General features: G+C 64.4%; 1 protein-coding gene. It reads left to right on the top strand.

Annotated elements, in window-relative coordinates; genetic code table 11:
- Nucleotides 1-647 precede the first annotated feature (647 nt).
- On the top strand, nucleotides 648-1,976 hold the full coding sequence (ltrA, locus tag ACIBQ1_RS61780; RefSeq protein ID WP_397292873.1) for a group II intron reverse transcriptase/maturase: 1,329 nt from the start codon (nucleotides 648-650) through the stop codon (nucleotides 1,974-1,976).
- Nucleotides 1,977-2,142: the final 166 nt, after the last annotated feature.

The raw sequence follows: 2,142 nt of genomic DNA, 5'->3' as shown, positions 1-2,142 counted from the left end.
CTCCTGTGTGTCCAGTAGTGATTGGTGGTTGATCGAAATGAGTGATTGACGATCGGTTGCGGAAGCTCGTCGTCGCTTGCCGGTGGAAGTCCGGTCCGGGTAGTCGTCAGGGAGCCCGGTAGCAGGCTGGCGGCTTCGTCTGGAAACGGGCGGGGTCGAAGCCCAGCGTCGAGCGCCTCTTGAGGGGGCGTGCAACTGTGCGGTCCGTAACGTGAAGTGAAGCCTGCCGCGTCGTTAACACACTTGCCTGTGAGGGTGGGACGTGGGGATGCCGAGTCCGGAGGAGAAGGGCGAAGGCCATGGAAGCGGTGAAGATCCTGAAGGTGCAGCCGTGATGGATCCCTCGGCGTAAGGGGCTCGGAACGTTCAGATAGTGGCGGCGGGAACTGGAGAGGCCCTCCCCGGCCCGGTGACCTGCGGAAAGTGTCATCGGAGCGAGGCGACCTATAACCGATGAACTCGGGAAGTGGAAGTCGGCCGGAAGGGAGTCGGAGGGGGTCGTAGTACTGCTTGAGCCGACCGGACAACATAACCGGCGGTGAGGGAAGGGCCCCTGCTTCGTCGGTGCGTGGTGAGGTAGTTGGAGGTGCTTGGTGAGTGCCGATTCGTCGGCTAGTCCCGCCAGCCCGGGAGTTCCCCGGGACAAGGTGCGTGCCCTGCAGCACACGCTTTACCGGACGGCCAAGGCCGATCCCGGGCGACGGTTCCACGCGCTCATGGACAAGATCTGCCGCAGGGACGTCCTGTGGCGCGGATGGGTCGCGGTGCGTGCCAACAACGGCGCTCCGGGCATTGACCGGATCACCTTGGACCAGGTCGAGGAGTACGGCGTGCAGCGTCTGCTCGATGAGCTGGCCACCGAACTGCGAGAGCGGCGGTATCGTCCGTCTCCTGCGCGTGGGGTGCTGGTCCCCAAGCCGGGTGTGAGGGAGGAGTATCGGCCGCTGGCGATCTCGACGGTTCGGGATCGGATCGTGCAGGCCGCGTTGAAGATCGTGCTTGAGCCGGTCTTCGAGGCGGACTTTCTGCCGTGCAGTTTCGGGTTTCGTCCGAAACGCGGCACGCATGATGCTCTCCAAGTCGTCATCGATGAGGCTTGGAAGGGCCGCCGGTGGGTGGTCGAAACGGACATCGCCGACTGTTTCTCGGCGATTCCGCAGGAGGAGTTGATGCGAGCGATCGAGGAACGGGTGGTGGATCAGTCGGTTTTGAAGCTCTTGCGGCAGATTCTGCGGGCAGGGGTGATGACCGACGGGCAAGTCCGCCGGGAGGTGACCGGGGCCGCTCAGGGTGGTCCGATTTCGCCGCTGCTCTGCAACGTCTATCTGCACCGGATCGACCGGGTGTGGGACGTGCGGGAACACGGGGTGATCATCCGGTTCGCCGACGACCTGGTGGTGATGTGCAAGTCCCGGCAGCAAGCCGAAGACGCGCTCGCGCGGCTTCGGGAGTTGCTGGCCGACCTCGGCCTGGAGCCGAAGGAGGCCAAGACCCGCATCGTCCGTTTGTGGGAGGGGGAGGAAGGTTTCGATTTCCTCGGCTTCCACCACAAGATGGTGCGGGCAAGAGGACTGCGCGGCGCCAAACGGGTCTACTTCCTCGCACGCTGGCCCAGCGACAAGGCGATGCAGCGGGCACGAGACCGGATCCGGGAACTCACCGACCGGTCTCGTCTGCTGCTGAGCGTCGAAGCGGTGGTGCAGGACATCAACGACTTCCTGCGCGGCTGGCTCACGTACTTCAAGTACGGACACTCCACCCTCCGTTTCGGCAAGATCAGGAACTACGCGACCGACAGGCTGGCGATCTTCATCGGCAAGCGACACAAACGCGGCAGGCACTTCGGCCTGAACGTGGTCGCCTACCGATCGCCCGACCGGTGCGGCCTGATCAACATGTCTGGAATCGTCGTTCCGCCCAGGGCCGGCAAGCCCTGGCGGGACAGACCGCATGCCTTCGGTGAACGGCGTCGGTGAGCTGGGTGCGGGAGAACCGCACGCCCAGTTCGAGGTGGCGGGAGCAGGAGAAGGAATGATCTGGCCACGGTCACCAGGGAAAGCACAGCCGACCGGGAAACCGGCGGAAGAAAGGCCCTGGGCCCTACCGTCAGACATCATCACCTCGTCTGCTCCCGACCCGACT

The sequence above is a fragment of the Nonomuraea sp. NPDC050153 genome (assembly GCF_044460125.1).
Classification (GTDB): Bacteria; Actinomycetota; Actinomycetes; order Streptosporangiales; family Streptosporangiaceae; genus Nonomuraea.
Note: the sequence above shows the minus strand (reverse complement) of the source record. Positions and strands in the feature narration are given on the sequence as shown.